The sequence below is a fragment of the Streptomyces sp. ISL-43 genome (genome assembly GCF_018614195.1).
Lineage (GTDB): Bacteria > Actinomycetota > Actinomycetes > Streptomycetales > Streptomycetaceae > Streptomyces.
In genome coordinates, this window is record NZ_JAGGOT010000049.1 from 1 (window position 1) to 24,988 (window position 24,988).

Annotated in this window: 23 protein-coding genes; 11 read left to right on the forward strand and 12 right to left on the reverse strand. The window is 71.4% G+C overall.

Annotated elements, in window-relative coordinates; translation table 11 throughout:
• Nucleotides 1-106: 106 nt before the first annotated feature.
• Complete coding sequence (gene alc / locus J7F03_RS26860; protein WP_214953861.1) at nucleotides 107-1,240, reverse strand: allantoicase; 1,134 nt, start codon at nucleotides 1,238-1,240, stop codon at nucleotides 107-109.
• A 2-nt stretch (nucleotides 1,241-1,242) separates the two neighbouring features.
• The gene (gene allB, locus J7F03_RS26865; protein ID WP_214953863.1) at nucleotides 1,243-2,586 is read right to left on the reverse strand and encodes an allantoinase AllB; all 1,344 of its coding nucleotides are present in this window, start codon (nucleotides 2,584-2,586) and stop codon (nucleotides 1,243-1,245) included.
• Nucleotides 2,587-2,914: 328 nt separating this feature from the next.
• On the opposite strand from allB, the gene J7F03_RS26870 reads away from it, so the two are divergent.
• Together J7F03_RS26870 and J7F03_RS26875 are read left to right on the forward strand one after the other, a co-directional pair.
• The gene (locus J7F03_RS26870) at nucleotides 2,915-3,718 is read left to right on the forward strand and encodes an IclR family transcriptional regulator (protein ID WP_214953865.1); all 804 of its coding nucleotides are present in this window, start codon (nucleotides 2,915-2,917) and stop codon (nucleotides 3,716-3,718) included.
• 214 nt (nucleotides 3,719-3,932) lie between these two features.
• Nucleotides 3,933-5,594 carry a hypothetical protein gene (locus tag J7F03_RS26875; RefSeq protein ID WP_251072552.1) on the forward strand — a complete coding sequence of 554 codons (1,662 nt, stop codon included), beginning with the start codon at nucleotides 3,933-3,935 and terminating at the stop codon, nucleotides 5,592-5,594.
• Here the strand turns inward: J7F03_RS26875 and J7F03_RS26880 are convergent.
• Complete coding sequence (locus J7F03_RS26880; RefSeq protein ID WP_214953869.1) at nucleotides 5,584-6,264, reverse strand: ABC transporter ATP-binding protein; 681 nt, start codon at nucleotides 6,262-6,264, stop codon at nucleotides 5,584-5,586. The genes J7F03_RS26875 and J7F03_RS26880 overlap by 11 nt on opposite strands.
• A complete protein-coding gene (locus J7F03_RS26885) occupies nucleotides 6,261-7,352 on the reverse strand; it encodes an ABC transporter permease (protein ID WP_214953871.1) in 1,092 nt (363 codons plus the stop codon). Before J7F03_RS26885 ends, J7F03_RS26880 begins: the two co-directional genes overlap by 4 nt.
• A gap of 134 nt (nucleotides 7,353-7,486) precedes the next feature.
• On the opposite strand from J7F03_RS26885, the gene J7F03_RS26890 reads away from it, so the two are divergent.
• Nucleotides 7,487-8,821, forward strand: a complete 1,335-nt coding sequence (locus J7F03_RS26890; RefSeq protein ID WP_214953873.1) for a sensor histidine kinase — start codon at nucleotides 7,487-7,489, stop codon at nucleotides 8,819-8,821.
• Entirely contained in the window at nucleotides 8,818-9,453 is a 636-nt protein-coding gene (locus J7F03_RS26895) for a response regulator transcription factor (protein WP_214953875.1), read from the forward strand. Before J7F03_RS26890 ends, J7F03_RS26895 begins: the two co-directional genes overlap by 4 nt.
• 61 nt (nucleotides 9,454-9,514) lie before the next feature.
• Here the strand turns inward: J7F03_RS26895 and J7F03_RS26900 are convergent, their stop codons facing one another.
• On the reverse strand, nucleotides 9,515-11,002 hold the full coding sequence (locus J7F03_RS26900) for a PLP-dependent aminotransferase family protein (RefSeq protein ID WP_214953877.1): 1,488 nt from the start codon (nucleotides 11,000-11,002) through the stop codon (nucleotides 9,515-9,517).
• A gap of 88 nt (nucleotides 11,003-11,090) precedes the next feature.
• Between J7F03_RS26900 and J7F03_RS26905 the strand changes: the two genes are divergently transcribed.
• The 5 genes from J7F03_RS26905 (at nucleotide 11,091) to J7F03_RS41385 (ending at nucleotide 16,333) form a co-directional block, all read left to right on the forward strand.
• Complete coding sequence (locus J7F03_RS26905) at nucleotides 11,091-11,321, forward strand: hypothetical protein (RefSeq protein WP_214953879.1); 231 nt, start codon at nucleotides 11,091-11,093, stop codon at nucleotides 11,319-11,321.
• On the forward strand, nucleotides 11,318-11,899 hold the full coding sequence (locus J7F03_RS26910; RefSeq protein WP_214953881.1) for an NTP transferase domain-containing protein: 582 nt from the start codon (nucleotides 11,318-11,320) through the stop codon (nucleotides 11,897-11,899). Before J7F03_RS26905 ends, J7F03_RS26910 begins: the two co-directional genes overlap by 4 nt.
• Before the next feature lie 273 nt (nucleotides 11,900-12,172).
• On the forward strand, nucleotides 12,173-13,792 hold the full coding sequence (gene aceB / locus J7F03_RS26915; RefSeq protein WP_214953883.1) for a malate synthase A: 1,620 nt from the start codon (nucleotides 12,173-12,175) through the stop codon (nucleotides 13,790-13,792).
• A gap of 307 nt (nucleotides 13,793-14,099) precedes the next feature.
• Nucleotides 14,100-15,293 (forward strand): GDSL-type esterase/lipase family protein, encoded by a 1,194-nt coding sequence (locus J7F03_RS26920; protein WP_308379982.1) that lies wholly within the window; start codon nucleotides 14,100-14,102, stop codon nucleotides 15,291-15,293.
• A 71-nt stretch (nucleotides 15,294-15,364) separates the two neighbouring features.
• Nucleotides 15,365-16,333, forward strand: a complete 969-nt coding sequence (locus tag J7F03_RS41385; protein ID WP_251072553.1) for an MTH938/NDUFAF3 family protein — start codon at nucleotides 15,365-15,367, stop codon at nucleotides 16,331-16,333.
• A gap of 618 nt (nucleotides 16,334-16,951) precedes the next feature.
• Here the strand turns inward: J7F03_RS41385 and J7F03_RS26935 are convergent.
• The 7 genes from J7F03_RS26935 to J7F03_RS26965 all read right to left on the reverse strand — a co-directional run bounded on the left by J7F03_RS26935 (nucleotide 16,952) and on the right by J7F03_RS26965 (nucleotide 22,993).
• Nucleotides 16,952-18,337, reverse strand: a complete 1,386-nt coding sequence (locus J7F03_RS26935) for a nucleobase:cation symporter-2 family protein (RefSeq protein WP_214953887.1) — start codon at nucleotides 18,335-18,337, stop codon at nucleotides 16,952-16,954.
• Between the two features lie 415 nt (nucleotides 18,338-18,752).
• Nucleotides 18,753-20,156 (reverse strand): 8-oxoguanine deaminase, encoded by a 1,404-nt coding sequence (locus J7F03_RS26940; protein WP_214953889.1) that lies wholly within the window; start codon nucleotides 20,154-20,156, stop codon nucleotides 18,753-18,755.
• A gap of 191 nt (nucleotides 20,157-20,347) precedes the next feature.
• Complete coding sequence (gene pucL, locus J7F03_RS26945; RefSeq protein WP_214953892.1) at nucleotides 20,348-21,271, reverse strand: factor-independent urate hydroxylase; 924 nt, start codon at nucleotides 21,269-21,271, stop codon at nucleotides 20,348-20,350.
• Between the two features lie 6 nt (nucleotides 21,272-21,277).
• Nucleotides 21,278-21,670, reverse strand: a complete 393-nt coding sequence (gene uraH / locus J7F03_RS26950; RefSeq protein ID WP_214953894.1) for a hydroxyisourate hydrolase — start codon at nucleotides 21,668-21,670, stop codon at nucleotides 21,278-21,280.
• Nucleotides 21,671-21,678: 8 nt separating this feature from the next.
• On the reverse strand, nucleotides 21,679-22,194 hold the full coding sequence (gene uraD / locus J7F03_RS26955) for a 2-oxo-4-hydroxy-4-carboxy-5-ureidoimidazoline decarboxylase (protein ID WP_214953896.1): 516 nt from the start codon (nucleotides 22,192-22,194) through the stop codon (nucleotides 21,679-21,681).
• A 152-nt stretch (nucleotides 22,195-22,346) separates the two neighbouring features.
• Nucleotides 22,347-22,745, reverse strand: a complete 399-nt coding sequence (locus tag J7F03_RS26960) for a helix-turn-helix domain-containing protein (RefSeq protein WP_214953898.1) — start codon at nucleotides 22,743-22,745, stop codon at nucleotides 22,347-22,349.
• On the reverse strand, nucleotides 22,742-22,993 hold the full coding sequence (locus J7F03_RS26965; protein WP_214953900.1) for a thiamine-binding protein: 252 nt from the start codon (nucleotides 22,991-22,993) through the stop codon (nucleotides 22,742-22,744). Before J7F03_RS26965 ends, J7F03_RS26960 begins: the two co-directional genes overlap by 4 nt.
• A gap of 126 nt (nucleotides 22,994-23,119) precedes the next feature.
• On the opposite strand from J7F03_RS26965, the gene J7F03_RS26970 reads away from it, so the two are divergent.
• Entirely contained in the window at nucleotides 23,120-23,953 is an 834-nt protein-coding gene (locus J7F03_RS26970; RefSeq protein ID WP_214953902.1) for a TIM barrel protein, read from the forward strand.
• A 74-nt stretch (nucleotides 23,954-24,027) separates the two neighbouring features.
• Nucleotides 24,028-24,918 (forward strand): 2-hydroxy-3-oxopropionate reductase, encoded by an 891-nt coding sequence (locus J7F03_RS26975; protein WP_214953904.1) that lies wholly within the window; start codon nucleotides 24,028-24,030, stop codon nucleotides 24,916-24,918.
• The last annotated feature ends 70 nt before the right edge of the window (nucleotides 24,919-24,988 follow it).

Sequence of the window (24,988 nt, forward strand, 5' to 3'; positions counted from 1 at the left end):
GACGATCCCTAGAAACCGCCCAACCGGTGCGCCCCTGCGGACTGTTGAACGCGCCCGGGGGTGTCGGCCCCCGGGGCGGTCAGTGTGGAGCGGGAGTCGGGTGGGGTCAGCCGCCCAGCTCCTGGTGACGGGCGGCGTGCGCGGCGGCGCCGGCCTCGGTCAGGGCGCCGTGGAGGCGCAGCCGGGAGAAGCCGCCGTCCGGGAAGATGTCGATGCGGACGTGCGTGCCGACCGCCGGGGCGTCGAGCACGAAGCGGTGGTTGGTGTCGGGCTGCAGGCGGGTGCGCGGCAGGAACTCCGTCCACTCGCCCTCCTCGCCGGTCTTGATGGACAGCGAGGCCCAGCCGGCCGAGTTGCCCTTGAGGTAGGCGGTGTCGATCTCGACGGCGCGGATCTCGGACTCGGCGACGAGCTGGTAGCGGATCCAGTCGTTGCCGTTGTCACGGCGACGGGCGGTCTCCCAGCCGTCGTCCATCTTGCGGGAGCGGCCCGGGTTGATGGTGTTGGTCGGCGGGGAGTAGAAGCGGTTGGACGCGTCCTGGACCGAGCCGCCGTTCTCCAGCGCGACGACGTCGAACGTGCCGAGCGTGGCGAGCCACTTCGGGTCCGGGACGACCTCGCCGTACACGCGCAGGCGGGCGATGCCGCCGTCCGGGTGCTGATTGACGCGCAGGTGCGTGAAGCGCTGTTCGGCGTTCACCTCGAAGCCGTTGGCCGCGTGGCCGCCGACCGCGGTGCGCGGGACGAGCACGGTCCACTTCACGTCGTCGCCGAGGAGCTCCTCCGGGGTGGGCGCGAGGGCGCCTTCCCAGTTGGTGCCCTCGATGGAGACGGCCTGCGGCATGTTGCCGCGGAAGTGGGCGGTGTCGACGACGATGCCGCGGATGACACCGGGGGCGCCGAGGCGCACCAGGGCGTAGTCGTGGTCCTCGGGCGTCGGCCAGGGCTGGGTGGCGGAGACGCCACGGCGGCGGCGGGTCTCCCAGCCGTCCATGATCTTGCCCTTGTGGCCGAAGTGCTCGGGGTCGAAGTGCGCGGCCTCGGCGATGAGGAGGTTCTCGCGCTGGGCGAAGAACTCGTCGTTGGCGAAGGTGACACCAGCGCCCAGCTCACGGGCGGCGAGGTTCGCGTACTGGGTGAACGGGAAGTCCGCGGTGCGGTAGTCCGCGTACGGGTCGCCGCCTCCGTACGGGTTCGCGTTACCGGTGAAAGAAGCCAATCCAGTTGAACGCTGTGCCACTGTCAGTTCTGCCTTTCGAGGAGGAGCCCCGTGGGCTCGGTCGGGGTGCCGTGGTCGGCGATCTGCGTACCGCGCAGCCAGGTGGACTTCACGACGCCGTGCAGGGTCCTGCCCGCGTACGCCGTGACCTGGTTGCGGTGGTGGAGTTCGGCCGGGTCCACCGTGAAGGTCTCTTCGGGGGCCAGGACGGCGAAGTCGGCGTCGCGGCCCACCTCGATCGCGCCCTTCTGCGCCAGGCCGGCGAGGGCGGCCGGGGCGGCGGACATCCAGCGGACCACGTCCTCCAGGGTGCGGCCGCGCTTCTTCGCCTCGGTCCAGATCGCCGGGAGGCCCAGCTGGAGGGAGGAGATGCCGCCCCACGCGGTGGCGAAGTCGCCGGTCTTCAGGTCCGCGGTGGAGGGCGAGTGGTCGGAGACGATGCAGTCGATGGTGCCGTCGGCGAGCGCGTCCCACAGCAGGTCCTGGTTGGCGGACTCGCGGATGGGCGGGCAGCACTTGAACTCGGTTGCGCCGTCCGGGACTTCCTCGGCCGTGAGGGTGAGGAAGTGCGGGCAGGACTCGACCGTGATCCGGACGCCCTCGGCCTTGGCGGCGGCGATCAGCGGCAGCGCGTCGGAGGAGGACAGGTGCAGTACGTGCACGCGCGCGTTCAGGCGCTTCGCCTGGTCGATCAGGTTCTGGATCGCGGTGTTCTCGGCGTCCTTGGGGCGGGAGGCCAGGAAGTCGGCGTACTTGGGGCCCGGGTTCTGCGGTGCGGACTCCAGGTGGTGCGGGTCCTCGGCGTGCACGATCATCAGGCCGCCGAAGCCGGTGATCTCGGCGAGCGAGGAGGCCAGCTGCTCCTGGTCGAGCTCCGGGAACTCCTCGACGCCGGAGGGCGACAGGAAGCACTTGAAGCCGAAGACTCCGGCGTCGTGCAGCGGGCGCAGGTCCTTGACGTTGTCGGGCAGCGCGCCGCCCCAGAAGCCGATGTCCACGTGCGCCTTGGTCCGGGCGACCTCCTGCTTGACCACCAGGTTGGCGGTCGTGGTGGTCGGCGGCAGCGAGTTCAGCGGCATGTCGAGGATGGTGGTGATGCCACCGGCGGCGGCAGCGCGGGTGGCCGTCCAGAAGCCTTCCCACTCCGTGCGGCCGGGGTCGTTCACGTGGACGTGGGTGTCGACCAGGCCGGGGAGGAGCACGTCGTCGCCGAAGTCCTCCAGCCGGGCCCCGGCCGGTACGTCGGCCTCGTACGGCAGCACGGCCGCGATCTTCCCGCCGGCGACGGCCACCGAAGCGGCGCGCGTCCCCTCGGGGGTGATGACGCGCGTCGAGCGCAGTACCAGTTCCACAGCCGGGTCAGACACCGGAACCTCCCCATCTACTTCCACAGAGCGAAATTCAACGTTCTGTTGACGGAGTCTTCACGTGGATCCAGAACCAGTCAAGAGCGCCCGGACGGACCACTGACGCGCCCGTACCGCGATTGGATGTTTCCACAGGATGGAATTAAGATTTCGCTATGCAGAATGTAGCTACCACCACCAGGGACTGGGCGGGTAACTTCCCGAGGACGTCCACCACCCGGACAAACCGCCTCTGACCGGCGGGGACGGCATTGCCCCCGGCTCTAGGGCCGACGCCGACCGACCGGTAGGCTGCTTCCTTGCCTGCCAGCACCGAAAGGACCGCGCCGTGCCGACGTCCAGCGCCAGCACCACCGACGCCTCCAACAAGCCCACCGCCGCCAGCGGTGGCGTCCAGTCCCTTGAGCGCGCCTTCGATCTGCTCGAACGTATGGCCGACGCAGGGGGCGAAGTCGGCCTCAGCGAGCTCTCCGCCGCCAGCGGTCTGCCGCTGCCCACCATCCATCGCCTCATGCGCACCCTCGTGGCGTGCGGCTACGTCCGACAGCAGCCCAACCGACGGTACTCCCTCGGCCCCCGGCTGATCCGCCTCGGCGAGTCCGCGTCGCGGCTGCTGGGCACCTGGGCCCGCCCCTACCTCGCCCGCCTCGTCGAGGAGACCGGCGAGACCGCGAACATGGCCCTGCTCGACGGTGACGAGATCGTCTACGTCGCCCAGGTGCCGTCCAAGCACTCCATGCGCATGTTCACCGAGGTCGGCCGCCGCGTGCTGCCGCACTCCACCGGCGTGGGCAAGGCGCTCCTCGCCTACACCCCCGCGGACGAGGTACGGGCCCTGCTCGCGCGCACCGGGATGCCGGCCGCGACCGAGAAGACCATCACCACGCCCGAGGGCTTCCTGGACGCCCTGGAGCAGGTCCGCAAGGCGGGCTACGCGGTCGACGACAACGAGCAGGAGATAGGAGTCCGCTGCCTCGCGGTCTCCGTCCCGAACTCGCCGACCGCCGCCGCGATCTCCATCTCCGGCCCGGCCGGCCGGGTGACCGAGGCCGTGGCCGAGTCCTTCGTGCCGATCCTGCAGGGCGTCGCCGCCGAGCTGTCGGTGGCCCTGCAGAGCCAGAACCCGGCCTGATCCGGCAGACAGACCCCGGCTGTACCGACCCAGCCGCCTCAGCGCCCCGCCGGTTCCCTCCGGCGGGGCGCTGTTGTGTGGGGCGCTGGTGTGGCGGGAGCCGGGCGCCGGTGTGCGGTGGGGACTGGGCCGGGTGCCGGGGCCGGGATGCGGGGTGGGGCGGCGCGGGCCAGCGTGGGGGTGCCCGTCTCGCCGCTTCCCGGAGGTCCCGCCCATGCTCCGCCGATCCGTCACTGCGCCGAGCCCGCCCGGGGCACCGGCACGGCCCGCCGCCGGCCGGTCGCGCCGGCGGGATCTGGCCTGGCTGGGGACCGTAGCCGCCGTGTACGCCCTCGCGCAGGTGGTGTCGCTCGTCCCGGGTACCGGGCTCGGATGGGACGAGACCGTGTACGTCAGCCAGGTCTCGCCGAACGCCCCCGCCGCGTTCTTCAGCGCCCCGCGCGCCCGCGGGATCACCTACCTCGTCGCCCCGGTCGTGGCCCTGACCCCGTCCGTCCCGGCCCTGCGGATCTTCCTCGCCCTGCTCTCGGCGGCCGGCCTGCTGGTGGCGCTGTGGACGTGGCGGCGGCTGTTTCCCGTGCCCGTGCTCTCCCTCGCCGGGGCGCTCTTCGCCGGGCTGTGGGTGACCCTCTTCTACGGCCCGCGCGCCATGCCCAACCTCTGGGTGGCCTTCGGGGCGCTGGCCGCCGTCGGGTGCTTCCTGCGGGCAGCCCGCGATCCCGGCGACCGCCGCGCCCTCACGGGCCTCGCCGCCGCGGTGGCCGTCACCGCGCTCATGCGGCCCTCCGACGCAGTCTGGCTCGTCCTTCCCCTGGCCTGCGCGGTGGCCGTGGTCCCGGACTGGCGCCGCCCCGCCCTGCCCGTGGCGCTGGCGGCCGGGGCCGGCGCGGTGGCCGTGGTCCCGGACTGGCGCCGCCCCGCCCTGCCCGTGGCGCTGGCGGCCGGGGCCGTACTCGGCGGCGCCCAGTGGGTCGTGGAGGCCCGGCTCCACTACGGCGGCCTCCTCGCCCGGCTCCACCGTGCCGGGGAGATCCAGGGCGGGCTCGGCTGGAACCCCGCCTTCGGCGACCACCTGCGCGCCCTGGCCGGCCGGACGCTGTGCCGTCCCTGCGATGTCCCGTGGACCCAGCCGGTCACCGGCCTGTGGTGGCTGGCGCTGCCCGTGCTCACCGCGGGCGGGCTGGTCTTCACGCAGGGGAGCGGGGGGCGGCCGCTGCGGCGCCCGGTGCTCCTGGCCACCGCGGTCGGGCTTTCGATGGCCGCGCCGTACCTGCTGTTCGTCGGGTACGCCGCCCCGCGCTTCCTGCTCCCCGCGTACGCGCTGCTCGCGCTCCCCTCCGCCCTCTGCCTGGTCCGGCTGTTCGCCGCCGCCCGCCGTCGGCCGCTCCACCGGCCGCTCCTCCTGGGCGCGCTCTGCCTGGCGCTGGCCGCTCATCTCGCGCTCCAGCTGCTGATCACGGCCAGACTGGCCGCCCGCGGCCGCGGCGACCAGGCGGCCTTCACCGCCGTCGCCGAGGCGCTGCGCCGCCAGGGCGTACGGCCGCCGTGCCTGGTCAGCGGCCAGGAGGCGGTCCGGGTCGCGTTCCGCACCGGGTGCGCCTCCCGCCAGGTGTACGGCGGCCACGACGGCAGCATCACCACCGCCGGGCTCATCTCGCTCGCGGATAACCGGCCGGCCGCGGTGCTGGTCGCGGGCACCGCCCCGGTGCCCCGGTGGGTCCGGGAGTGGCGCCCGTACGATCTGCCGGACCTGCCGGGGCTGCGCGGCTTCCGCGCGTACCTCGGCCCCGCGGCCCGGTCCGACCGGCCGGCGGCTACGCCGTCCACGCCCGCCCCCGCCCCACGGGCCAGGCCGTCCGGGGCGGCTACGCCGTAACCGACTCCGTCAGCCGGCCGTCGGTCATGGTCGCCGTACGGTCCATGCGCTCCAGGTGGGCGTGGTCGTGGGTGACCAGCACGGTGGCGGTGGAGCGCTCGCGGGTGAGGGTGACCAGCAGGTCCAGGATCGCGGCGCCGCGCTCGTGGTCCAGCGCGCTGGTCGGCTCGTCCACCAGCAGCACCGAGGGCTCGTTCATCAGCGCGCGGGCGATGTTGATCCGCTGGCGCTGGCCCCCGGAGAGCTGGTGCGGCCGCTTGTCGGCCTTGTCGGCCAGACCCACCGCGTCCAGCAGCTCCAGGGCCCGCCGGCGCAGTACGCGTGCGGGGCGGCCGTGGATGTGCGCCATGACCTGGAGCTGTTCGGCGGCCGTGAGCGAGGCCAGCAGGTTCGGCTGCTGGAAGACGATGCCGATCTTCTCCCGGCGCAGGGCCGACTTCTCGGCCGCCCCCAGCTTCGCGATGTCCTGCCCCGCGACGACGACCTGCCCCGAATCGGGGGTGACCAGGGTGGCGGCGACCGCGAGCAGGCTGGACTTGCCGGATCCGGAGGGGCCGATGACGGCCGTCAGGGTTCCGGCGGGCACCTCCAGGCCGACCGCGTCGAGGGCGGTGAGCCGCCCGTCGCCGTCCGGGTAGGTGAGCGTGACGTCGGAGACGAGCAGGGTCATCGGGCACTCCCGAGAGCGGTCAGGGGGTCTACGGCGGTGATCCGCCGGATGGACAGGGCCGCCCCCAGCGCGCCGAGCGCGATCATGACGGCGGCCGGGACCAGCACGGTGGCGGCGTCGAGCACGAAGGGCACGTCGCCGCCGCTGATCAGGGCCCCGAAGCCGGCGGCGAGCGCGGTGCCCGCACCCGTACCGAGCACCAGCATCACCACGGCCTGCCCGAGGGCGTCCTTCAGGAGGTACGGGGTGGAGGCACCCAGTGCCTTCAGCACGGCGATGTCCCCGCTGCGCTGGATGGTCCACACCGTGAAGAAGGCCCCTATGACGAGGGCGGAGATGGCGAAGAGGAACCCGCGCATCAGCTGCAGCGAACCGTTCTCGGAGGTGTAGGAGCCGATGGCGCTCAGCGCCTCGTCCACGGTCTGGGCCCTGGTGTCGGTGGCCTCGTTCCCGGCCGCCCAGTCCACCTCGCCCGTCCCGTCCAGGGCGACGACGGTGGCGACGGTGTCGATGGAGGTGCCGGGGTTGCCGACGCGCTGCCAGTCGTCGAGGTCCATCCAGACGACCGGGGTGTGGCTGTGGGCGGCGGTGCCGGAGACGGCGGCCACGGTCAGCTCGACGGGGCCCATCTTGAGCCTGGCGCCGGCGGTGAGCCCGCCGAGCTCCTTGGCGGCCTTCTCGCTGAGGACCGCCTGCCCCTGGGTGAGGCCCTTGTCCTGCGGGCCCAGCCGGCCCGCAGGATCCACGCCGAAGGCGGACACGGCGGCGGTGCGCTCACCCGAGACGGCGTTGGTGGTGCGGATGCCGAGCGGCTCGGCCGAGGTCACCCCCGGCCGCTCTCGCCAGGACTGCCAGGCCTTCTCCGGCACCTGGGAGTTGGTGAAGGAGACCTTCTGGTCCCCGGCGGGCGAGGCGAAGGCGAGGCGGGTGGTGGCGGGCAGACCGGTGATGGCCGAGATGTTCTCCCGGGCCAGGCCGGCGGTGAGCCCGGACAGCAGGCCGACCAGCAGCGTGATGAGCAGTACGACCGAGCCCATCAGGGCGAAGCGGCCCTTGGCGAACCGTAGATCTCTCCATGCGACGAACATGTTCCCCACCTTGGTCTTCCGCGTGGGCACAAGGCATCGCGCCACAGTAGGGATCCTCGTATCGAAGGACCCACGCGGACATCGAACTTTTGGTTGACCGGGGCCACCGGACCCGGACTTACGCTGGTCGGGCCATGACTGCCACCGACACGACCGCTCCCCGACCGCACGGCGACACCCGCCGGCCGCGCGGGGACACCCGCGCCCTCACCCCGGTCTCCCGCGTCCTGCGCCTGTGCCTGCACGCGCTGTTCATCGGCCTGCTCGCGCTCGCCGCCACACGGGCCGTCACCGACTCCGCGCCGCGCGCGGGGTGGGTGGTCGCGGCCTGCGCGGTACTGGCCGCCGCGTACGTCGCCGGCGCACTGGCCCCCGTGGTGCACCGCTCGGCGCGCGCCGGGGCGCTGTGGCTGGCCGGACTGTGCGCGGCCTGGGCGGGACTGCTCGTGGTCTCCCCCGACGGGCTGTGGATCGCCTTCCCGCTGTACTTCCTGGAACTGCACCTGCTGCGGCTGCGCTGGGGGGTGGCGGCCGTCGCCGTGACGGCGTGCGCGGCGATCGGCGGCTTCCTCGCGCACAGCCGGGCGGTGTCACCCGGGGCGTTCCTCGGGCCGCTGCTGGGCGGGGCCGTGGCGGTGGCGACCGTACTGGGCTACCAGGCGCTGTACCGGGAGAGCGAGCGGCGGCGCGAGCTGATCGAGGAGCTCATCACGACACGGGCCGAGCTGGCGGCGGCCGAGCGGGGCGCCGGGATCCTGGCGGAGCGGGAGCGCCTCGCCCGGGAGATCCACGACACCCTGGCGCAGGGCCTCTCCTCCATCCAGCTGCTGCTGCGGGCGGCGGAGCGGACCCTCGCCGAGGCGGCGGGGGCGGGGGCGGGAACCGCTGGTCCGGCCGGCGCTCCCGGGCCGGTCCCCGCGACCTCGCCGCCCCCTGCCGCCCCCGACCCGACGGCGGCGGCGCTGGCGCACATCGGCCAGGCGCGCCGGGCCGCGCAGGAGAACCTCGCCGAGGCACGGCGCTTCGTACGGGCCCTCACGCCTCCGGACCTGGAGCACGGGTCCCTCCCGGCCGCGCTGGAACGGCTGTGCACGGGAGCTCCGGGCCCCCGGGTCCGCTTCTCCCTCAGCGGCGCGCCCCGGCCCCTGCCCACGCCCTACGAGGTGGCGCTGCTGCGGATCGCGCAGTCGGCGCTGGCCAATGTGGTGCGGCACGCGGGGGCGGGGCGCGCCGAGATCACCCTGACCTTCATGGACACCTCCGTGACGCTGGACATCGTCGACGACGGCAAGGGCTTCGACCCCTCCCGCGCCTCCTCGTCCGCGCCCTCGGGCGGGGGCGGCTTCGGCCTGCCGGCGATGCGCTCGCGGGCCGAGACCCTCGGCGGCCTGTTCACGGTCGAGTCCTCCCCGGGCCAGGGCACCGCCGTGGCCGTCACCCTGCCGTTGCCCGCGGAGGCACTGTCATGACGATCCGGCTGCTCCTGGCCGACGACCACCCGGTGGTCCGGGCCGGGCTGCGCGCGGTCCTGGACACCGAGCCGGACTTCGCGGTGGTGGCGGAGGCGGCGACGGCGGAACAGGCGGTGGAGCTCGCCGGCCGCGCCGGGGTGGACGTGGTCCTCATGGACCTCCAGTTCGGCCCCGGCCCCGGCATGCACGGCTCGGAGGCCACGGCGCTGATCACGGCACGGCCCTCCGCTCCCCGGGTGCTGGTCCTGACCACGTACGACACGGACGCGGACATCCTGGCGGCGGTGGAGGCGGGCGCCTCCGGCTACCTGCTCAAGGACGCCCCTCCGGAGGAGCTCGCGGCAGCGGTCCGCACGGCGGCGGCGGGCCAGTCGGCGCTGGCCCCGGCGGTCGCGCTGCGCCTGATGGACCGCATGCGGACCCCCGCGGAGGCGTTGACCAAGCGCGAACTGGAGGTACTGCAGCTGGTCGCGGACGGCCTGTCGAACCAGCAGATCTCCAAGCAGCTCTTCCTCAGCCAGGCCACGGTCAAGTCCCACCTGGTCCACATCTACGCCAAGCTCGGCGTCGACTCCCGCACCTCGGCGGTGGCCGCGGCCGCCACCCGCCGCCTGATCCGCACGCCGTAGCCCCGCCGGCGGAGCCGGCGCGCCGGACGGAGCGCTGGGGCGCCGGGTCCGGGGCGCGGTCCTACGCCACCCAGTACGGCCGCTCCACCGCCGAAGGCAGCGGCACGCCGTCGTGGAAGGCCGCCGCGAGCCGGCGTACCCCCTCGTCCAGCCGGTCCGCCGGCAGCGTGTACGGGATCCGCAGCCGGTGTTCGAAGGTCCCGGGGTCCACCCCGAACCGCGCGCCCCTCCCGATGTACACCCCGGCCTCCGCCGCCCGCTCCGACAGCGCCGAGCTCACCGGCTCCCCCAGGTCCACCCAGAGCGAGAGCCCGCCCGGCGGCAGCTGCCACGACCACTCCGGGGTGTGCCGCTCCAACGAGGCCACCAGCGCGGCGCGCTGCTCCCGCAGCTGCTCCAGCCGCCCGGGGAGCGACCGCTCCAGCCCCTCCAGCAGGGGCAGGGCCACGAGCTGGTCCAGTACCGACCCGGTCATGTCGTTCGCGACCCGAACCGCCGTCAGCTCCGTGATCATCTTGGCGGTGGCCCGGATCCACCCGACCCGCAGCCCGCCCCAGTGCGTCTTGCTCAGCGACCCGATGGTCACCACGTGGTCGGCTCCGCCCCGGGGCGCCAGCGAGGCCGTCGGGGCGGGAGCCGGCACGTCGAGGGCGATGTCGGCGATCGTCTCGTCGACCACCAGCCAGGTCCCGGTCCGCCGCGTCGCCGCGAGCAGCCGCAGCCGCTGCTCGTCCGGCATCAGCACGCCCGTCGGGTTGTGGAAGTCCGGGATCACGTACGCGAGCCGGGGCACGGTCTGGCGCAGCGAGGACTCGGCGATCTCCAGGTCCCAGCCCGCGTCGGAGACTGCGATCGACCCGGTGCGCAGCCGCGCGTGCCGCAGGGCGTCCAGCGCGTTGGCGTAGGTCGGGTTCTCCGTCATCACCCGGTCCCCGGGCCGGCACAGCAGGCTCACCACCAGCGCGAACGCCTGCTGCGCGCCCGCCGTGACGAGGATCTGCTCCGGGCGGGTCGCGAGCCCGCGCCGGGTGAACCGTTCCGCGATGGCGGTGCGCAGGTCGGGCAGTCCGAAGGGGTGGTAGCCGGGGCTGCGGGCGAGCTCCGGGAGCCTGGGCGCGGCCCAGGCCACCGCGTCGGCGAGGCTGCCCTCGGGGGCGCCCATGGCGGCGATGGCCAGGTCGATGCCGGGCTCGCCGTCGGCGCTGTAGCCGCCGGCGCCGACGAGGGTGTGCGCGCCGACCGGGCGGTGGCCGTCGGGGAGCTCGGTCCAGGTGCCGGAGCCGCGCCGGCTGCGGACGTAGCCGCTCTCTCGCAGGAGGTCGTAGGCGCCGGTGACGGTGGCCCGGCTGGCGCCGACCGCTTCCGCGAGCTCGCGTTCGGCGGGCAGGCGTACGTGCAGGGCGACCCTGCCGTCGAGGATCAGGGTGCGGACGGCGTCGGCCAGGGCCCGGTAGCCGGGGCGGGCCAATACCTCCGCCGGGAGCAGGGCGGCGAGCTGCCGGCTGCCTATCGTCCTGTCCGCCGTCTGGACCACTCGCCCGTTTGCCATGCCAACCTCCCCCGATTGGCTCTGCCTGCCAGGCCAATCCGAGTCCAGACTCGCTGCATTGGCCCCCGATTGGCAAGGAGATGCCGCGATGTTGACCGACCGTGACGAGAGAGCCCTGATCGCCGCCGCCGAGAACCGGATCGCCGAGCCCCTGCGGGCCGGGGCCGCGCTGGCCGCCGTACGCGGCCTCCTGCGGGGCTTGCGGCGCGGAGAGCGAGAATCGGTGACATGTCATCCCACAGCGACACCCGACAGCAACGGCAACAGCGGCACCAGCAGGAACAGCGCGGAGCAGCGGACGGCTCCGCTCCCCCGGTGATCGCCGGCCTGCTCCTCGCCGCCGGCGGCGGCCGGCGCCTGGGCGGCCGCCCCAAGGCCCTGCTGCCCTACCGGGGCCGCCCGCTGGTGGAGAACGCCGTACGGGTGCTGCGCGAGGCGGGCTGCGGACCGCTCCACGTGGTGCTCGGCGCGTCGGCGGCGGAGGTGCGCGAGCGCGCCGACCTGAGCGGATGCGTGGTGAGCGACAACCCGGACTGGGCCGAGGGCATGGGCTCCTCCCTGCGGGTCGGCCTCGCCTCGCTCGCCGGTACGGGCGCCCTCGCCGCCCTGGTGTCACTGGTGGACCAGCCGGGCATCGGGCCGGAGGCGGTGGCCCGGGTCCGGGCCGCCTACCGCTCCCCCACGAGCCTGGTGGCGGCGGCGTACGGGGGCGAGCGCGGGCACCCGGTGCTCTTCGGGGCGGACCGCTGGCCGGACATCGTTGCGACGGCCACGGGTGACAAGGGCGCGCGGGTGCACTTGTCGGCGCACGCGCATGAGCTCACGCTGGTCGAGTGCGGGGACGTCGCGGAGCCCTTCGACATCGACACCCCGCCCGACCTGGCACGACTCGCTTGAGCCCGGCACGCGTCCGGCCTGAGCGGGGCGTGACCGCAATGGCACTGAGGGCCACCGCCAAGCGGATTCTGTCGACTCAGAGAATCTCGACATCAACAAACCATTGAACTTCCACCATGAGGAAATTACTATCCACTGGTCAGAAGCGCCCTGAACCCCCAGACGGCGCCCGCGACCGTATCCCGGAACTCTCCACACCCGACGGCACTGCGTGCCGTCCAGCGCGAGCATTCCCCGCGGCCGCCAGGCACCGCCGCTGAAGGAGTGACAGATATGTCCGCACCAGCGCCGTCATCGCTGGCCATCGTCGACGCCGAGCCCCTGCCCCGGCAGGACGAGGTACTCACGGAAGCGGCTCTCGCCTTCGTGGCCGAGCTCCACCGCCGGTTCGCCCCGCGCCGTGCCGAGCTCCTCGCCCGCCGCTCCGTGCGCCGTGCCGAGATCGCCCGCACCTCCACCCTCGACTTCCTCCCGGACACCGCACAGGTCCGCGAGGGCGACTGGAAGGTGGCGCCGGCCCCGGCCGCGCTGAACGACCGCCGTGTGGAGATCACCGGTCCGACCGACCGCAAGATGACCATCAACGCCCTGAACTCGGGTGCCAAGGTCTGGCTCGCGGACTTCGAGGACGCCTCGGCTCCCACCTGGGAGAACGTCGTCCTCGGCCAGCTCAACCTGATCGACGCCTACGAGCGCCGCATCGACTTCACCGACGCCCGCACCGGCAAGACGTACGCCCTCAAGCCCGCCGAGGAGCTCGCCACCGTCGTGATGCGCCCGCGCGGCTGGCACCTCGAGGAGCGCCACCTGCGCTTCGAGGACGGCCCGGCGTCCGGCTCCCTCGTCGACTTCGGCCTGTACTTCTTCCACAACGCGAAGCGTCTGATCGACCTCGGCAAGGGCCCGTACTTCTACCTGCCGAAGACCGAGTCGCACCTCGAGGCGCGCCTGTGGAACGAGATCTTCGTCTTCGCCCAGGACTACGTCGGCATCCCGCAGGGCACGGTCCGCGCGACCGTCCTGATCGAGACCATCACCGCCGCGTACGAGATGGACGAGATCCTCTTCGAGCTGCGCGACCACGCGGCGGGCCTGAACGCCGGCCGCTGGGACTACCTCTTCTCCATCGTCAAGAACTTCCGTGACGGCGGCGAGAAGTTCGTCCTGCCGGACCGCAACGCGGTGACGATGACCGCCCCCTTCATGCGCGCCTACACCGAGCTGCTGGTCAAGACCTGCCACAAGCGCGGCGCGCACGCCATCGGTGGCATGGCGGCCTTCATCCCGTCCCGCAAGGACGCCGAGATCAACAAGGTCGCCTTCGAGAAGGTCAAGGCAGACAAGGACCGCGAGGCCGGCGACGGCTTCGACGGCTCCTGGGTCGCCCACCCCGACCTGGTCCCGATCGCGATGGCCTCCTTCGACGCGGTCCTCGGCGAGAAGCCGAACCAGAAGGACCGCCTGCGCGAGGACGTCTCGGTGGCCCCGGGCGAGCTGATCGCGATCGACTCCCTGGACGCGAAGCCGACGTACGAGGGCCTGCGCAACGCGGTCCAGGTCGGCATCCGCTACATCGAGGCCTGGCTGCGCGGCCTCGGCGCCGTCGGCATCTTCGGCCTGATGGAGGACGCGGCCACCGCCGAGATCTCGCGCTCGCAGATCTGGCAGTGGATCAACGCCGGCGTCGTCTTCGAGAACGGCAAGCTCGCCACGGCGGACCTCACCCGCGAGATCGCCGCCGCCGAACTCGCCGCGATCCGCACCGAGGTCGGCGGAGAGGCCTTCGCTTCCGGAAAGTGGCAGCAGGCCCACGACCTCCTCCTCCAGGTCTCCCTGGACGCGGACTACGCCGACTTCCTCACCCTCCCGGCGTACGACCAGCTCATCGGCTGACCCACCCCGCCTCCGGCTGAACGCACAGCAGCCGGAACCCGACCGCGCCCCCGAAGCCTTCCGGCTCCGGGGGCGCGGTCATGTGCCCTGCGAGCAACGACCGGCGGGGCGCGTCGGCGACGGCCGACGGGCCCCCGGGCCGAACGACCGATCGGTTGTTACTCGTTCGTAACTCGCCTGTACCTAGCGGTAACAACGCGCGGCGTGGGAACTTTCCGGTTGCCACCGGCCGGAGGTAACCCCCACTTACCAGCCATGCATCGGAGTTGTTCCCGACTTCGCCATGGCCGACCGCAGGAGTTCCCCAGTGATCGGATTCCGCAACGACAGCACGAACCGGACCGCCCGCAGTCGAGTGCGACGACTGGCCGGGATCGGGATGGCACTGCCGCTCGCAGCCGGGGCGCTGGTGGCCGGCGGGGCCGGGACGGCCGTGGCCGGGACGGGGAACGGGCCCACCGCCGTGGTGTCCATGGGCGACAGCTACATCTCCGGCGAGGCCGGGCGCTGGAAGGGCAACAGCCTGACCAACACCGGGAGTCGGACCGGCACCGACCGGGCGTGGGTCAGCGGCAGCACCTACGACCCCGGCAAGGTCTACGGGGCCACCGCCGGCGGCTGTCACCGGTCGGACTCCGCCGAGGTGAAGAGCGCCGGGGCCATCGCCGACGTCGCCGTCAACCTGGCCTGCTCCGGAGCGGTGTCGCAGAACGTCTTCCGCGCCTCCAACGGCGGCGTGGCCTTCAAGGGCGAGGCCCCGCAGGCCGACCAGCTCGCCGCCGTGGCCGCGAGCCACGACGTCAAGGTCATCGCGCTGTCCATCGGCGGGAACGACCTCGGCTTCGCCGACATCATCAAGGAGTGCGCGTACGACTTCATCATCTGGAACTCCTACTGCTACGACGACCAGCAGGAGGGCGTGAACCAGAAGATGGACGCCGTCATGGCGGACGTCGGCAAGTCCGTGGACGAGGTGCGGGCCGTCATGCGCGGCGCCGGCTACGCCGACTCCTCGTACCGGATCGTGCTGCAGTCCTACCCGTCGCCGATCCCGCGCGGGGCCGAGAACCGGTACACGCAGAGCGACTGGAGCCGGCTCAACAGCGGCGGTTGCCCGTTCTGGAACAGGGACTCCGACTGGGCGCGGGACTCGCTCGTGCCGCAGATCGCGGGGCGCCTCAAGGCGGTCGCCGCCGCCAAGGGCGCGCAGTTCCTGGACCTCAAGGACATGATGCAGGGGCGCGAGGTGTGCGCGAAGGCGAGCAAGCAGGTGACCTCCACCGTGCCGGCCTCGGCGAAGACGAGCGAGTGGGCGCGCTGGATCGACAGCAGCGAGACCCAGGGCCTGATCCAGGAGTCCATGCACCCGAACTACTTCGGCCAGCTGGCGGCCGGGCGCTGCCTGGCGCTGGTCGCGGCCCAGCCGGCGAGCAGCGGATTCGGCTGCAAGAACACCGCCGGGGCCGACGAGACCGGGATGTACCTGACCCCCGCTTCCTGACGGTCCCCGCCTCCGGGCGCAGCCCCGTAATCCGGGTGATAGAGCCGACGCGGGCTGGCATGCTCTCGGGCATGCCAGCCCGTACCGCGCGCCCCGCGCGTCCCGCCCGTCCGAACGTCTACATCTCCGTCGACATCGAGGCCGACGGGCCCGTCCCGGGGCCCTACTCGATGATCAGCTTCGGGGCCGCCGTGGCCGGGCGGCAGGACGGTGCTTCGTATACGGCCGCCGATCCGGAGCGGGACACCTTCTACCGGGAGTTGCGCCCGATCAGTGAGGCGTACGTGCCGCAGGCGCTCGCCGTGAGCGGGCTGGACCGGGAGCGGCTGGTCCGCGAGGGCGCCGACCCGGCCGTCGCGATGGCGGAGTTCCGGGCGTGGGTGCGGGAGGTCTCGGCCGGGGCTCAGCCGGTGATGTGCGCCTACCCGGCCTCCTTCGACTGGACCTTCCTGTACTGGTACTTGGTGAGTTTCGGCGGCGACAGCCCCTTCGGACACTCGGGCTGCCTGGACATGAAGACCCTCTACGCGGCCAAGGCCCGCGTCCCGCTCCGCGCCGTCGCCAAGGGCAGCATGCCGCGCGAGCTGCTCTCCCGCCGCCCGCACACCCATCACGCGCTGGACGACGCGATCGAGCAGGCCGAGCTGATGAGCAACCTCATGCTGTGGGTCCCGCCGGTCCGGTCCCCACAGGTCACCGCCCTCTCCTGGGGCCGCATGGAGGTCGAGGGGCTCACGCCCGGCAAGGACTTCGCCCTGTACCCGGGCGGCGGCCGCGCGTGGGACTGGAACGAGCACGGCACCCGGCACGAGCCGGGCATCCAGCCCGCGGACGTGCGCGAACTCCTCGACCGGGGCTGCACGGCGGTCGTCCTGAGCCGCGGCATGGAACTGCGGCTGCACACCATGCCCGAGACGCTGAGCCTGCTGGCGGACGCGGGTGTCGACGTGCACGTCGAGGAGACGACCGCGGCGGTCGCGCTCTACAACCGGCTGGCCGGGACCGAGCGGGTCGGCGGGCTCTTCCACTCGACCTGCTGAGCGGCTCCGCGCGCCGGGCCGCCGGGCTCGGATCGAAGAAGGGGTCGGCGCCGCGCGCCCGTTCCTCGAAGAGCCGGACGGCCGCGTACCCCTCGATGCCGGCCACCGGGAACCGCTCGGCGGGGTCAGGCGCCGCCTCACCCGCCGGCACCGGCAGCGGCGGTACGGCGAGCACCGCCTCCCCGGCCAGGCGCAGCCTGCGCTGCGAGGTGGCCAGAACGCGCAGCCCCGGAAGGCGCAGCAGCAGCTCGGCTGCGAACCCCGAGCCGGTGTCCCCGAGCTGTTCGCAGCCGTCGAGCACGAGCAGCGCCGAGCGCCCCGCCAGCCGGTCGACGAGCTCGCCCTCCAGCTCCGCCCAGCGTCGCTCGGGCAGGGAGGCGAGGTCCACCCAGACGGTGTCGAGCCCGCCCCCGCAGGCCAGTGCGCGCACGGTGCGCACGGCGAGCCGGCACGGGAGTTCGCGATGAGCGAGTCGACCGTACGGCGCCGGCCGGCGCCCCGTACGGACCACTCGGCCCGCGCCCGGCCCCGTACGCGCGCACGGCGGTGCGCACGTCACACCCGCAGTGGGTGACGTGCGCACCGCCGTGGCACGCGCGCAGGCCGGGCGGAGCCCGGTCAGTGCACCGGCACCGGATCCGCGGCCGTGGCCGCGCCCTTCTTGGCGCCGAGGTGGTTGAAGGCCAGGTTCAGCGCGATGGCCACGACGCAGCCGGTGCTGATGCCGGAGTCGAGGACGACCAGCAGGTCCTTCGGGAAGGCGTGGTAGAAGCCGGGGGCCGCGATCGGGATCAGGCCGATGCCGAGTGCGGCGGCGACGATCAGGGCGTTCTCGCCCTTCTCCATGGCCGCGCCGGCCAGCGTCTGGATGCCGCTGGCGGCCACCGAGCCGAAGAGGACCACGCCGGCGCCGCCGAGGACCGGCAGCGGTACGACTCCGATGACGGAGGCCGCGATCGGGCACAGGCCGAGAGCGATCAGGATGCCGCCGCCGGCCGCGACGACGAACCGGCTGCGCACTTTGGTCATGGCGACCAGGCCGATGTTCTGCGCGAAGGCGCTGCACATGAAGCCGTTGAACAGCGGGCTGACCGCGCTGCCCAGCGCGTCGGCACGCAGGCCGCCCTCGATGGTCTTCGCGTCCGCCGGGCGGTCGACGATCTTGCCCAAGGCCAGGATGTCGGCGGTGGACTCGGTCATGCACACCAGCATCACGATGCACATGGAGATGATCGCGGCGACCTGGAACTGCGGGGCCCCGAAGTGGAAGGGCGTCGGGAAGCCGATGAGGTCGGCGTTCTTGACGGCGTCGAAGTTCGCCATCCCCAGCGGCAGTGCGATGAGCGTGCCGGCGACCAGGCCGAGGAGGATGGAGATCTGCTGGAGGAAGCCCCGCAGGAACTTGCGCATCACGAGGACGATCGCGAGGGTGGCGGCGGCCATGGCGATGTTCTTCACCGAGCCGTAGTCGGTGGCGGTGCGGTTGCCGCCCTGCGACCAGTTGAAGGCGACCGGGAGCAGCGAGACGCCGATCAGGGTGATGACCGTACCGGTGACGACCGGCGGGAAGAACCTGACCAGTCGGCCGAAGTAGGGGGCGGCGAAGAAGCCGAGGACGCCGGCGACGATGATCGCGCCGAAGATGACCGGGATGGCGTTGGCGCCTTCTCCCTTGGCTATGGCGATCATCGGGGTGACTCCGGCGAAGGAAACGCCGTTCACGAAGGGGAGTTTGGCGCCGATCTTCCAGAATCCGAGCGTCTGGAGGAGGGTGGCGAGTCCTGCGGTGAAGAGCGAGGCGCCCATCAGGAAGGCGGTCTCGGTCGCGGAGAGGCCGACGGCCGGGCCGACGATCATGGGCGGGGCGACCACACCGGCGTACATCGCCGCCACGTGCTGAAGGCCGCTCGTGAACATCTTCAGCGGAGGCAGGGTCTCGTCGACCGGGTGCTTCTCCACCGGTACTGCGACTGCATCTTTGCGAAACCTGGGCGTTACGGCCACGGCTTCCTCCGGTCGGTTATACACGTCGGCAGGGACGTGGGTGTCATGGAGGTGGTGCGAAAGCGGTGCTAGTCGAGCCTTTGTTGAGTTGTCGGGTGGTGCGGGTGCTGGTGCTGAATCTGGGTCCCAAGGGTGCGGAAACGATTCGCCCGAGTCGTCTCCACGCTGTGGCGGCGCAGGCCGCCGGATGAAGGGCGGCGCGTGCGCCGCGAGAAAAGAGCTGGAGGTGCCGTGGCAGTGGCGTGGTTCACGAGCTGCGGGTGCGCGTGGCACGAGTCATGCGGAGGGCACGAGTCACCGCCCCCGGAGGCGCCCTCGGAAAATCCAGGGCGCTCCCGGGAACGGCTGCCGCGGACCCCGCTCGGGTCCGCGGCCGCCGACCGGGGGCCGTCCCCCCCGGCCGGACTCCGTGGGATCAGGCCTGCGCGGAGATCCGCGCGAGGCGCTGGGCCTCTTCCCGGGTGGACACCGCGATGGCGTCCTCGTCCGCGAAGAGGAGACGGTTGTTCTCGACGATCTGCTTGCCGTTGACCAGCGACAGGGTCACCGGGGCGGCCGCACCGAAGACCAGCGCGGTGACCGGGTCGGCGATCGAGGAGTGCAGGAAGGTGCTCAGGTTCCACATCACCAGGTCGGCGCACTTGCCGACCTCGAGCGAGCCGATGTTGTCGGCGCGGCCGAGGACCTGGGCGCCACCGTACGTACCGAGGCGCAGGGCCTGGCGCGCGTTGAGGGCGCGCTCGCGGTGGACCGGGTTCAGGCGGTTGATGAGGAGCGCGTTGCGCAGCTCGGTGTGCAGCTCACCGGACTCGTTGGAGGCGGTGCCGTCCACGCCGAGGCCGACCGGGACACCGGCGGCGAGCATGTCCGGGACGCGGGCGATGCCGGCGGCCAGACGGGCGTTGGAGGACGGGCAGTGCGCGACACCGGTCTTGGTACGGGCGAACGCGGCGATGTCGGAGTCGTTCATGTGGACGCTGTGCGCCATCCACACGTCCTCGCCGAGCCAGCCGGTCGACTCGAAGTAGTCGGTCGGGCCCATGCCGAACAGTTCCTTGCAGAACTGCTCTTCCTCGACGGTCTCCGAACCGTGCGTGTGCATGCGCACACCCAGGCGGCGGGCCAGCTCGGCACCCTGCTTCAGTAGCTCGGTGGAGACCGAGAAGGGGGAGCACGGCGCGACGGCGACCTGGATCATCGCGTCGAAGGAGTAGTCGTGGTACTTCTTCACCGTCGCCTCGGTGTCCGCGAGGGCACCCTCGAGGGTCTCGACGGCGTGGTCCGGCGGCAGGCCGCCGTCCTTCTCGCTGCGGTCCATGGAACCGCGGGCGAGGGTGAAGCGGACGCCCATCTCGGACGCGGCGCGGATGATCGAGCCGGAGAGGTCGCCGGCACCCTTGGGGTACACGTAGTGGTGGTCCATGGCGGTGGTGACACCGCCGCGGGCCATCGCGGCCAGGGAGCCCTGGGCGGCCGCGTAGGCCATCTGCTCGTCGATGCGCGCCCACGTCGGGTACAGCGCGACGAGCCAGTTGAACAGGTTGTGGTCGGTGGCCAGACCACGGGTGATCCACTGGTAGAAGTGGTGGTGGGTGTTGACCAGACCAGGGGTGACGAGGTGACCCGTGCCGTCGATGCGGCGGACCACATTGTCGAGGTTCTCGGGGGCCTTGCCCGCACCGATCGACTCGATCTTGTTGCCGGCGACGACCACGTAGCCCGAGGCGTACTCGGTGTCGTTCGCGTCAACGGTTGCAATCGCACAGTTTTCGATGACGATGCGCTCTACGGCGCTGTCAAGGGCTGCCGATGCTGCCATGGGACTTCCTCGTGCTTTCAGTGGCGGTGCGGGCACGGCAAAACCCAGGTGATTTGAGTGCCGGAGCCGGGGGCCTTGACAGCTGACAGTACTGCCGCCCCGTGCGTTGCGTCCGGGTGCCGATTCAGGAAGTTGAAGGGTGTCGCACCGTCCCGGGGCCACTGCGGAGCCCCGGGACGGTGAGTGCCGCATCAGAGGTTGGTCATGTCCACGGGGATACGGGCGTCGACGCCGTCGCGGAGGACCGTCGCCTCGATCAGACCGTACGGGCGGTCCGCGGCGAAGTACACCTCGTTGTCGTTCTTGAGGCCGAAGGGCTCCAGGTCGACGAGGAAGTGGTGCTTGTTCGGGAGCGAGAAGCGGACCTCGTCGATCTCCGAACGGTGGTTGATGATGCGCGAACCCATCTGGTACAGGGTCTGCTGCAGCGAGAGGGAGTAGGTCTCCGCGAAGGCCTGCAGCATGTGCTTGCGGGTCTCGGCGTAGGACTTCTCCCAGTTGGGCATCCGCTGCTCGTCATCCGACCAGGCGAAGCGCCAGCGAGCCGAAACCTGGGTCGCCAGGATGCGGTCGTAGGCCTCCTTCAGGGTCGTGTACTTGTCCTTCACGTAACCCCAGAACTCGGAGTTCGTGGAGTTCATGACGACCAGGTCCTTGAGGCCGGAGATGACCTCCCAGTTCTTGCCGTCGTACGTGATCTGGGTGACGCGGGTCTCCATGCCCTCACGGACGAAGGAGTGGTTCACCTCGTCGGAGCCGATGAACTTGGAGTTGGCGTCCGAGGTGGCGATCCGGGACCAGGAGTACTCCTCGATCCGGATGCGCGCCTTCTGGATCGGCTCCTGGCTGTTGACGAACCAGCGCGCCAGGTGGATGCCGAACTGCTCGGCGGACTCGATGCCGTACTCCTTGGCGAACGCGTACACCGTGTTCTTGGTGGTGTCCGTCGGCAGGACGTTGGCGTTCGAGCCAGAGTAGTGGACGTCGTCCATGTCACCCGAGAGGGCGACCGAGACGTTCAGGTCCTTGATGTGGTGGGTGTCGCCGTCCCGCGTGATCTTGACTACGCGGTTCTCTGCTTTGCCGTACTGGTTCTGGCCGAGAATCGTGGGCATGGTCTGCTAGCTCCCTCGGTAAACGGAGTAGCCGAACGGGTTGAGCAGCAGCGGTACGTGGTAGTGCTCGCCCGGGTTCACCGCGAAGGTGATGGTGACCTCGGGGAAAAACGCAACGCTGTCCCTTACGCGGGGGGCGTCCTGCTGTGCCTCGGCGGCTTGCTTCTTGGCGAAATACGTCTCGGTCTCGAAGTCGAGACGTACGTGGGTGGTGCCCTCCGGCAGAGCCGGCAGGTCCTTGCAGCGCCCGTCCGCATCGGTGGCGGAGCCGCCCAGGGCCGCCCACTCGCCGCCCAGACCCGTACGGGCCGACAGCGAGATCGCGACGCCTTCGGCGGGCTTTCCGATGCTGGTGTCCAGGATGTGCGTGGACACCGACGCGGTGGTCTCAGTGCTCATGCTCGGTCTTACTCTCCTTCTGCGGATTCCACGAGACGGGTCAGGCGGATCCGGTTGATCTTGACGAGCTCGCCGCGGGCGATCTCCCGCTCCTGCTCCGGCGAGTTGCCGATCCGGACCTTGACCGCGTCCCGCATGAACTCACCGGTCGCACCGGTGGCGCAGATGAGGAAGACGTGGCCGAACTTGTCCTGGTAGGCCAAGTTCAGTTCGAGGAGCTCGGTCTTGAGCTCCTCCGAGGCACCGGCCATGCCACGCTGCTCGCGGGCGGAGGTCGGGTCTCCCGGCTTCGGCCGGCCGATCGGCGCGTGGCCTCCCATTGCCTCGGCCAGGTCCTCGGCGGTGAGCTCGGCCATGGCGGCCTCGTTCGCGGAGAACAGGGTTTCGGCGCCGGCGAAGGGGCGCTGGGCGAGCAGCTTGCTCCCCCATGCCGAGCTGGCGCACACCTCGTGCAGCTCGGCCGTGGCCGCGCTGTCGTCCAAGGTGTTGAACCGGGTGAGACCCGGGGTCGGACTCGAAGTCACGGTAGGCCTCCGTGGCCTTGTTGCTTAGACGGGCTGGGCATAGCTAACGCCCTCGACAACACGGCGTCAACACTTTGTTGAAACTTCCCGTACACAAAAGCCGCCGCCCGGGTGAATTGGGCGGCGGCTCGTCACCGTGAGTCAAGAACGCTTCACTCTTGGTTGGTTTTGTTGGGCTCTTTGGGAGTGTTTGAGTCCCTGTTCAAATAGTTGTAGACCGTGAAGCGGCTTACGCCCAGGGCTCCCGCGACCGTCTCCACGCCGTGCCTCACGGAAAAAGCACCGCGCGCCTCGAGTATCCGCACGGTGTCCTGCTTGGACTTCCGGTCGAGCTGGGACAACGGTACGCCGTGCCGGCGCTCCAGCGCCGCCAGGATGTGGTCCAGCGAGTCGGAGAGCTGCGGCAGCCGTACGGCCAGCACGTCCCTGCCCTCCCAGGCCAGCACGACGTCGTCGGGCTGGGCCAGGGCCGGATCCATCAGCTCGCCGCCCATCGCGTCCACCAGCGGCTTGACCGCGGTGACGAACGGGTGGTCGCGGGGCTCGGTCATGGGGTCTCCTCCCGGATCACGTTGACCTGGAGCGAGACTCGCGTGGCTCCGGCCTCCAGCGAGTCGCGCAGCAGCGCGGTGACCGCGGTCAGCACCTCGTCGGCTTCCCCCTCGGCGGTGTTGCCGAAGGGGCCGACGTCCACCGCGTCCAGCTGGGCCTTCTGGATGACCTCGCGAGCGGCCACGGCATGGGCAGGGGCCTCTTCGAGATCGAAGGGCTCGGTCGTGAACTCCACTCTCAATCGCACGCGGCTCAAGCTACCCCGCAGTCCGGACTTTTCGGCAGTCGGTACTTGACAAGTACGACACCGGGCTTGCAGTCTTCCATCAGGCAGAAACTAACTTCCGCAATACGGAAGGAGCGCACACCCCTCATGGGATACACGGACCAGCGCTTCGATGTGAATCTTTCGATCCTCTTCACGGAACTCCCGCTCCTGGAGCGTCCCGCGGCAGCAGCCGCAGCGGGCTTCACGGCGGTCGAGCTGTGGTGGCCCTGGATCGAGACCCCCACCCCCGCCCAGGCGGAGCTCGACGCCCTCAAGAAGGCTCTTGAGGACGCCGGCACCCAGCTGGTGGGCTTGAACTTCTACGCCGGCCAGCTGCCGGGCCCGGACCGCGGTGCGGTTTCGGTTCCCGGTGAGGAGTCGGACCGCTTCAACGCCAACATCAACGTGGCCGCGGACTTCGCGGCCTCGGTCGGCTGCAAGGCGCTGAACGCCCTCTACGGCAACCGCGTCGAAGGCGTGGACCCCGCCGTCCAGGACGAGCTCGCCCTGAAGAACCTGGTCGTCGCGGCCCGGGCCGCGGACCGCGTCGGCGCGATCCTCCTGATCGAGACCCTCAACAAGCCCGAGTCGCCGCTCTACCCCCTGGTGAGCGCCCCGGCCGGCATCGAGGTAGTGGACAAGGTGAACGAGGCCACCGGTCTCGGCAACGCCAAGTTCCTGCTCGACCTGTATCACCTGGCGATGAACGATGAGGACCTCTCCGAGGTCATCGAAAAGTACGCCGCCAAGACCGGACACGTCCAGATCGCGGACAAGCCGGGACGAGGTGCCCCCGGCACCGGCGACCTGCCCCTCGAAGAGCTGCTCGACCAGCTCCAGAAGGCCGGTTACCAGGGCTTTGTCGGTCTCGAGTACAAGGCCGCCGACGCCGCCGCCTCCTTCGCATGGCTGCCGGCCGAGGCCCGCGCCGCGAAGTAAGCGGAGAAGTCCGGGCGAACAGCCAGGCAACACACGAACTTTTCGTACAAAGCATTAAGAGAAGGACCCTCATCATGAGCAACCTCCCCAAGATCGCGTGGATCGGTCTCGGAATCATGGGCTCCCCCATGGCCGAGAACCTCCTGAAGGCCGGCTACTCGGTCACCGGCTTCACGCTGGAGCAGGACAAGCTGGACCGCCTGGCCGCGGCCGGTGGCGCCACCGCCGGTTCGATCGCCGAGGCCGTCGCGGACGCCGACGTCGTCATCACGATGGTGCCCGCCTCCCCGCAGGTCGAGGCCATCTCCTACGGTGAGAACGGCATCCTCGAGAACGCGAAGTCCGGCGCGCTGATCATCGACATGTCGTCGATCACCCCGCAGACGTCCATCGACCTGGCGAAGAACGCCGCCACCAAGGGCATCCGCGTCATCGACGCCCCGGTGTCCGGCGGCGAGGCCGGCGCCATCGAGGCCGTCCTGTCGATCATGGTGGGTGGCGAGCAGGCCGACTTCGACGAGGCCCTGCCGGTCCTCGAGGCCCTCGGCAAGACCATCGTCCTGTGTGGCCCGCACGGCTCCGGCCAGACGGTCAAGGCCGCCAACCAGCTCATCGTCGCGGTGAACATCCAGGCGTGCGCCGAGGCCGTCGTCTTCCTCGAGAAGTCCGGCGTGAACCTCGAGGCCGCCCTGGACGTCCTCAACGGTGGTCTGGCCGGCTCCACGGTCCTGACCCGCAAGAAGGCCAACTTCCTGAACCGCGACTTCAAGCCCGGTTTCCGGATCGACCTGCACCACAAGGACATGGGCATCGTCACCGACGCCGCCCGCAACGTCGGTGCGGCCCTCCCGGTCGGCGCGGTCGTCGCCCAGCTGGTCGCCTCGCTGCGCGCCCAGGGTGACGGCGGCCTGGACCACTCCGCGCTGCTGCGCGCGGTCGAGCGCCTCTCCGGCGCCCAGATCTGAGCTTCGCTCTGATCAGCGGCCCGCTCGCCGGGCCGCGCCCCTCCCCGCTCGCGGGGACCTGAGTTTCCGG